This is a genomic window from Allosphingosinicella deserti (genome assembly GCF_003012735.1).
GTDB classification, from domain to species: Bacteria; Pseudomonadota; Alphaproteobacteria; order Sphingomonadales; family Sphingomonadaceae; genus Allosphingosinicella; species Allosphingosinicella deserti.
In genome coordinates this window covers 406110-412781 of sequence record NZ_PXYI01000003.1, presented here as the reverse complement: position 1 = coordinate 412781, position 6672 = coordinate 406110, and the positions used below count along the sequence as shown (strand labels likewise).

At 64.7% G+C, this 6672-nt stretch carries 5 protein-coding genes; all 5 read right to left on the bottom strand.

Annotated features, from left to right (window positions below; translation table 11 throughout):
* Window positions 1-53: 53 nt before the first annotated feature.
* Window positions 54-1502 carry a TolC family protein gene (locus C7I55_RS10320; RefSeq protein WP_158266371.1) on the bottom strand — a complete coding sequence of 483 codons (1449 nt, stop codon included), beginning with the start codon at window positions 1500-1502 and terminating at the stop codon, window positions 54-56.
* A 129-nt stretch (window positions 1503-1631) separates the two neighbouring features.
* Window positions 1632-1988, bottom strand: coding sequence for a PilZ domain-containing protein (locus C7I55_RS10315; RefSeq protein ID WP_106512843.1), 357 nt, complete (start codon window positions 1986-1988; stop codon window positions 1632-1634).
* 2 nt (window positions 1989-1990) lie between these two features.
* Window positions 1991-3514: a Rossmann-fold NAD(P)-binding domain-containing protein gene (locus C7I55_RS10310; RefSeq protein ID WP_106512842.1), complete on the bottom strand. Its 1524-nt coding sequence runs from the start codon at window positions 3512-3514 to the stop codon at window positions 1991-1993.
* 13 nt (window positions 3515-3527) lie between these two features.
* Window positions 3528-4256 carry an OmpA family protein gene (locus tag C7I55_RS10305; protein WP_106512841.1) on the bottom strand — a complete coding sequence of 243 codons (729 nt, stop codon included), beginning with the start codon at window positions 4254-4256 and terminating at the stop codon, window positions 3528-3530.
* Window positions 4257-4334: 78 nt separating this feature from the next.
* Window positions 4335-6593 carry an ATP-binding cassette domain-containing protein gene (locus C7I55_RS10300; RefSeq protein ID WP_158266370.1) on the bottom strand — a complete coding sequence of 753 codons (2259 nt, stop codon included), beginning with the start codon at window positions 6591-6593 and terminating at the stop codon, window positions 4335-4337.
* Between the last annotated feature and the right edge of the window lie 79 nt (window positions 6594-6672).

The following is a 6672-nucleotide window of genomic DNA, read 5'->3' as shown; positions in this document are numbered from 1 at the left end:
TTGAAATTTGCTGAAAATCGCATTTACCCTCGCGCTTGCGCGGGTTTGGGCGATCAGTCCGCCTGCGGCCGCGGGCGCGGTGCCGGGGTTGCGATCGGCGGCAGTTTCTGGCCATCGCTGACCAGGTCGAACAGCCCCCCGAGCTTCTGCAGGACTCGATATTCGGCGAGCTTCATGGCGATGTCGTTCGAGACCGCGTTGGCGCGGGCGTTGAACAGCACCTGCTGACTGTCGAGGAGATCGAAGACGGAGCGCCGCCCCTCCTTGAACTGCTGGCGGTAAAGGTCGGCGACCCGCTCGCCGGACGCGATCTCGGACCCGATGGTAGCGATCTTCTGGCGGGCGGCCCCGAGCGATTCGAAATCGGCACGCAGGTCCTGCTCGACTTCGCGGCGCCGGCGATCGAGCTCGAAATCCGCCTGGCGAAGACGCGCGCCGATACGGTTGCGGATCGCGACGTCCGCGCCGCCGTTCAGGAAATTGTAGGACAGGGTCACCATGCCGCGGGCGTCCTGGACCAGACCGGTGCGGCCGAGGACGTCGTAGCGGTGATTGCCCTGGAACTGGACGCCGACGCGGGGAAAGAAGGTTCCCTTCTGGCTCGCATATTGCCGGTCGAGTGAGCGCCGGTCCTCGACCGCCTGCGCCATCCGCGGGCTGTGCCGATCGATCATGTCGATGGCCGCATCGACGTTCGGCGGCAGCGCCGGTCCGGTCTGCGGGAGATCGGCGGCCCGGCCCGGGACGCGGTCGGTCAGACGCTTGTAGGTGTCGCGCGCCTGCTGGAGCGCGCTCTGCCGGTCGAGCAGGGTCGACTGGATGTTCTCGACCCTTGCCTTGGCGCGATCGACATCGGCTTGAGTGGTGAGGCCGAGCTCCTTCTGGACGGTGATCATCCGCAGGATCTTGCGGGTCGCGGCGAGCTCGTCATTGGTCAGCTCGATGAGCTTCTGCTGCTGGAGCATCCCAAGATAGGCATTGGTGATGTCGAACGTAATCGCCTCGATCTGCTCGCGGGTCGCCCAGTTCATCGCCCGGTAGCTTGCCTTGGCCCGTTTGATGTCGTTGCTCGTCGCGCCGAAATCCCAGACATTCTGGGTAACCGTGACACTGCCTTCGAACCTTTTGTTCCAGTCGCCGGTCACTTTGTCCTGGCGCACGATCTCGGGACCGTAGGACACCTGCATGTCGACATGCGGCATGTAGCCGGCGCGCGCTTCGTCGACCCCGAACTTGGCGTCGTCCTGCTTGGCGAGTGCGATCTGAATGTCGGGATTGCTCTTGAGCGACTCGACGATCGCGTCGCGCAGGGATTCCGTCTCGAGCGGAAGCTCCGAACGATCGTCGCCGTCGGACCCCGGCTGCGGCATCGGAACGGCAGTGTCGGAGCTTTCCTGCACGGGAGCAACGGGCAGGTCCTGCCCTTGTGCCGCCTGTGCGCCTTGTGCCTGCGCCATCAGCAAAGCCGATGCTGCAACCAGCGCAACCCGCGTTCTCGTCACCTGCCCTGTCATATTCGCAACCCCCGGATCTCAGGGAAGCGCGTAAAGAATCAGGGTTAACAACGCGTTTAGGCTGATATCAGGGAGGTCGCGTGCAGCCGCCGGGGGGCCGCACGCATGCCGTACCGGTCAGGCGGCCGCGCGGGGCGTCACCCGAAGATCCGCGGTCAGTTCGTCGAACAGATCCTCCTCGATCGGCTCGTCGAACCGAATGCTGAACCCGGCGGGCGACGTCGCGACGATCTGCCCGAACAGTTCCTCGCTGCCCCAGTGAATACAGACCGGCACAGCGGAACGCCGCATGATATAGGCAAGCTTTGGACGGAACAGCGCGCCGCCCCGCGAGATGTCGATGATCCGTCCTTCGAAGCTCATGACCCGGTCGAGCAGGGTCATCTCGCTGTCGAGCGCGCACGAAAAGCGGATGAAGGACCGGTCGATCCTCCGGCTGCGGCGCTGGAACAGAGCGGGCAGTCCAAGCTTCATCTTCATTCCCCTCGTCCAGTCGTCCGGCGAGCCGGCGGTGCGGCCTTCGGCCGCATCTCGCTCTCGTCATCGCTCGTCTCGGCATTGAGGCGGCGCCGGAGCATGTCGATTGCCCGCCGGGGAGCGTTCAGCCCGGCGTCCGAGCCGATCGCGGCTTCGGCACCGGCGGCAAGCGAATCCGCGGCGGAGCCATCGGCGTTATCGCCCGCGGGCTTGGCGGCCCTTGAGCTCTTGGTCCTGACGATGGCCTTCCATCCCGAGAGCGCCTTGACGAGCGACGCCCAGAATCCGCGGCCGCGCACGGCCGGGCGCAGCGAGTGACGGCGATCGAGGCGATCCTCGGCCATCAATGTGGCCAGCCGCTCGAACTGGTCATGAAGACGACTGCCATCGAGCGTGTTCATCCGCTCGACGGCCGCGGTCATTCCGGTCAGCAGAGCGGTGACGTGACCCCGGTCTTCCTTGGCCTGCTCGTTCAGCGCCTTGAATTGCATCAGGATCGCGGTCTGGTTGGCGGCGAGTTCGGTCACCACATCGGCGATCGGCTGGAGCAGCGGCTTGGGATCGTGCAGCCTCTCCACCGTTTCGGTGAGGCTCACGACCGATCCTGCCACGCCGGCGAGCGCCGCCCGGGTCCTCGCTTCGTCGTCGGCGGCATGGATGGCGGCGCTGCACAGTCGCTCGAGCTGTTCGTTGCTCGCCGCGAGCAAGGCGCGCATTTCGGCGAAGTCGCCGTCCACCGTGACATGGACTTCCCCGGCCTGGCGGCCGGCATTGTTCGACTCGAGATCGGCGACGTTCGACAGCCAGTGCTCGAACTCGTTGCGCAAAGCTTTCATCGCGCTCGTCATGCAGCGCTCCAGCGCGCCGAGCACCATCGAGGTCAGCAGGCCGAACAAGGACGACGAGAAGCCTACCGACATGCCATTGAGCGGCGCCTTCATCCCGTCGATCATCTTGGCCATGCCGTCGACGCCGGCCGTCGCGGAAAGGTCCATCGCGCCGATCAGATCCGACACGGAATGGACCGTCTTCATCAACCCCATGAACGCGCCGAGCAGGCCAAGGAACACCATCAGGCCGGAGAAATACATGATCGTCGACTTGCGGTCGTTGATCCGCGCATCGACGTCATGGAGCAGCATCTGCACCGTCGAGTTCGAAATCTTGACCTCGCCCTGCTTGCTGAGCTCCTCGGTGATCATCCGATAGCCGTGGCCGAGCAGTTCGGGCTCGTTGAACACCACCGCCGGGTGACGATACGGATTGACCGGTCGCCGCCGGCGGTTGCCGTAGTCGACCTGAAGCGCCTTGAGCGCGATCGTCTCGTTCTTGAGCGAGAACACATGGCGGAACGCCACCCAGGCGGCGACTCCCGCCAGGATGAAGATCGACAGATTGAGCACCAGCTTCGCCTGGAGCCCTGCAATCACGAATTCGTGCGCGTAGATGCCGAGCAGGACGAGCACGGCCATGATGCCGCCCATCTTGGAGAGCTCGGACTTGATCTTTTTTTCCATCGTCATCGACTATCGTCCTTCAGGGCTTCAGCACGACGCGGACGTTGTGACCGTCCTTGGAGGCTGCGTCGGTGACGCGGACCTGGGCCTGGATCTGGCTTGGCGGGATGCCTGCCTCTATGAGGATGTTGCGGGTCATCGCCGCCCGATAATAAGACAGCCGCTGCGCGTCGGTGACGGAGGCCGCCTGCGGCGCGAACGACCAGATCTCGTAGGTGAGACCGGGCCGCGACTTGCTCTTGAGGAAGGCGAGCACCTTGGCGGCGTTGCCGGCGTCATATTTCACTGCGCTCGGCTCGAAGTCGATGCGCAGGAGCACGTCCCCGGTCTTTACCTCCACGCCCTTGCGGCTGTCGGGCTGCTCGAGCGCCTTGACCTTCAACTTGAGCATGTCCTCGGTATCGCGCGTGCGGATGGTGAGCGGCTCGCCTGCGACCGGGGTTTCGGTCCTCAGCACGTCGCCCAGCTCCGCGACCGAAGTCCCGGGGTCCGCCTCCGGCGAAGGCGATTTGCCGGCGGGATCCCCGGCTTTCACCGCTGCGTCCGATCCACTGCGGGCGCGGTCCTTCTTGTGCTGCTCCTGCGCGATCAGCTGGTCCTTGAAATTCTGCATGACGCGCTGCGACAGCGTCATCACGGCCGCGCTCATGATCACGAGCAGGAAGGTCACCACCATGATGACGGTCGTCAGCACGTCGACGAACGCCGGCCAGTGATTGACTTCTCCTTCGGCGGATGCACCTGCCACTCGAATTCCCCTCGCCCCGCGCACGCGCCGACTTCGGCGCCATAACGCAGCCAGCCCTAAGCATTGGTTAAGGCTACGTTAGGCAGCTTGCGCAGTGGCGGCGCCCGGGCCGCTCCGCATCAGCCCGACGATTTCGTCGCGCGGCTTGTCGGCCTTGACCTTGCCGTCCTCGAGCCAGATCACGCGATCGACCAGCTCGAGCAACGCCATGCGGTGCGTAGCGACGATCACCGTCTTGTCCGCGGTCGCCTCGCGCAATCCGTTGATCACCATGGTCTCGCAGGCGATGTCCATGGCGGCAGTCGGCTCGTCGAGCAGCAACACCGAGGGATTGCGCACCAAGGCGCGCGCGAGCAGCAGACACTGACGTTGTCCGCCGGACAGTCGTTGCCCACGGGGGCCGATCTTCCGCCCATAGCCCTCGACGGTGCGGCTGACGAAGTTGTCGAGAGCGGATGCACGAACCGCCTGCTCAACGATGCGGTCGTCCGGCTCAGGCATGCCGAGCAGGATATTTTCCCAGATCGAGCGGTCGAACAGGGCTGCGTCCTGCGCCCCATAGACGATGTGTTGCCGGAGGAAGGACGGCGCATATTGCCCGATGGCGTGGCCATCGACGGTCAGGCCGCCCGACATGGGCTCGATCAGTCCGCCAATCAGCTGCAGCAACGTGGACTTGCCCGATCCAGACTTGCCGATCAGGGCGATCTTCTCGCCGGGGCTGACCTTGAAGCCGATGTCGGTAAGGCTGTCCTCGCTGGCGCCCTCGAAACGATGCGACAGCGCCTGGAGGCGGATGTCCCCACGCACCCGATGCGGGCGGATGGAAGGATCGGACAAGGCTCGCTCGGGCGGCGTCGCGAGAATTTGCGCGAGGCCCTGGAATTGTGCAAGCGCCTGGTAGAGCTTGCCGACCATGCCGACGGCAGAGGAAACCGGAACCATGGCCCGGCCGGTCAACATGGTCACCGCAACGAGCGCGCCGGTGGTCATGATCCCGTCCTTGATCTGGAACACCCCGATCACGACGACGAGGACGGTGACGGCCTGCACCAGCAACGCGGACATGCCGCCGAGGATCTCGTTCCAGTGGCGCACACCCTTGGTGCCGACACCAATATGGTCGGCAACGATGTCCCACTGGCGCAGGAAGAGGCCTTCGGCCTGGTTCGCCTTGATCGTCGACCAGCCGTCGGCGACTTCGACAACCAGATTGTTGCGCGCCTGCATGAGTTTCGAGGTGCGGTTGCTGGCGAGCTTCAGCGCGTAATTGGCGATCAGCCCGACGATCACCAGGCCGGCGCCGCCGATCAGCGGCCCTGCCACCGCGGTTCCCCCGAGCATGACGATCAAAGCGAGGAAGCCGAAGAAGCAGGGTATGTCGACGAGGAAGGTTACCAGCGCCAGGGGCGCCAGGGCGGCCAGTTGCTCGGTGTCGCGCAAGCCGACCATGAACGCGCCGGCGCTTTTGCCGCCGTTCGCCATTCTCGCGTGCAGGATCGCATGCATGGCGCGGTGCTGCACCACCTGTCCTACCTTGAGGGCCACGGCATCGACGAAGGCGCCGCGGATGCTGCGGAAGAAATATTCGAAGACGAGCACCAGAACCATGCCTACCGAAAGAGCCCAGAGCGACTCGATCGCGAGGTTCGGGACCACCCGGTCGTAGATCGCGCGCATGTAGAGCGGGATCGCAAGGGCACAGAGGTTGAGAAACAAGGCCGCGAGAAGAAGCTGCCACAGCCGCTTCTTTTCCGAAAGAAAGGTGCCGACCAGCCAGAGCCGAGGATTGCGCTGGAGCAAGGAGCGCTCGGCTTCCTCATCGAGGCCGTTCTCCGGATCGAGGTGGCCGCACACGAGCATCTCGCCGCGCATCGAATCGTGCAGATCCGCGATCGCGACATCGTGCTCCCCCGAGGCGTCGACGATGGTCGCAGTCCCGCTTCTTGCCTGCACGCACAGGAGAAGGATCACTCCTCCGTCGTAGAGCGGCACCAATGCCGGCAGATCATGGGTGGCGACCGTCGCGAGCGAGATCGTTTGCCAGCGGGCGTCGAGCCCGACCCGCGCCATTGCGAAGGCTGCAAAGCGTGGATCGAGGTCGCCGTCATGGACAGGCAGGCCTGCCGTAAGATGGGAACGTCCGGCGGGTTTGCCGCACAATGCACTGAGGCGCTCCAGTCCGTGAACGATCGGCAGCGGCGCGAACGGGGTCTCCCCGTCGGCGATGCGCCGGGCCGCCCGTTCCGCGGTCGCGGCAGACCTGCGGCGCAGCCGCCTCCAAATCTGATCGACGAGGCTGTCCTTGCGCGCCGTTTCAGGTCCAGCGTTTTGCACCACTACGCTCACTCCGCAAAATCTTCGAAGGCGCGTTAAACATTATTAAGGATAATGACTGGTAAACGCGGCTCGCAAA

Coding starts and splice junctions, on each gene's coding strand:
- C7I55_RS10315 (WP_106512843.1), bottom strand. CDS start 1,988: ATGAAGCTTGGACTGCCCGCTCTGTTCCAGCGCCGCAGCCGGAGGATC.
- C7I55_RS10310 (WP_106512842.1), bottom strand. CDS start 3,514: ATGACGATGGAAAAAAAGATCAAGTCCGAGCTCTCCAAGATGGGCGGC.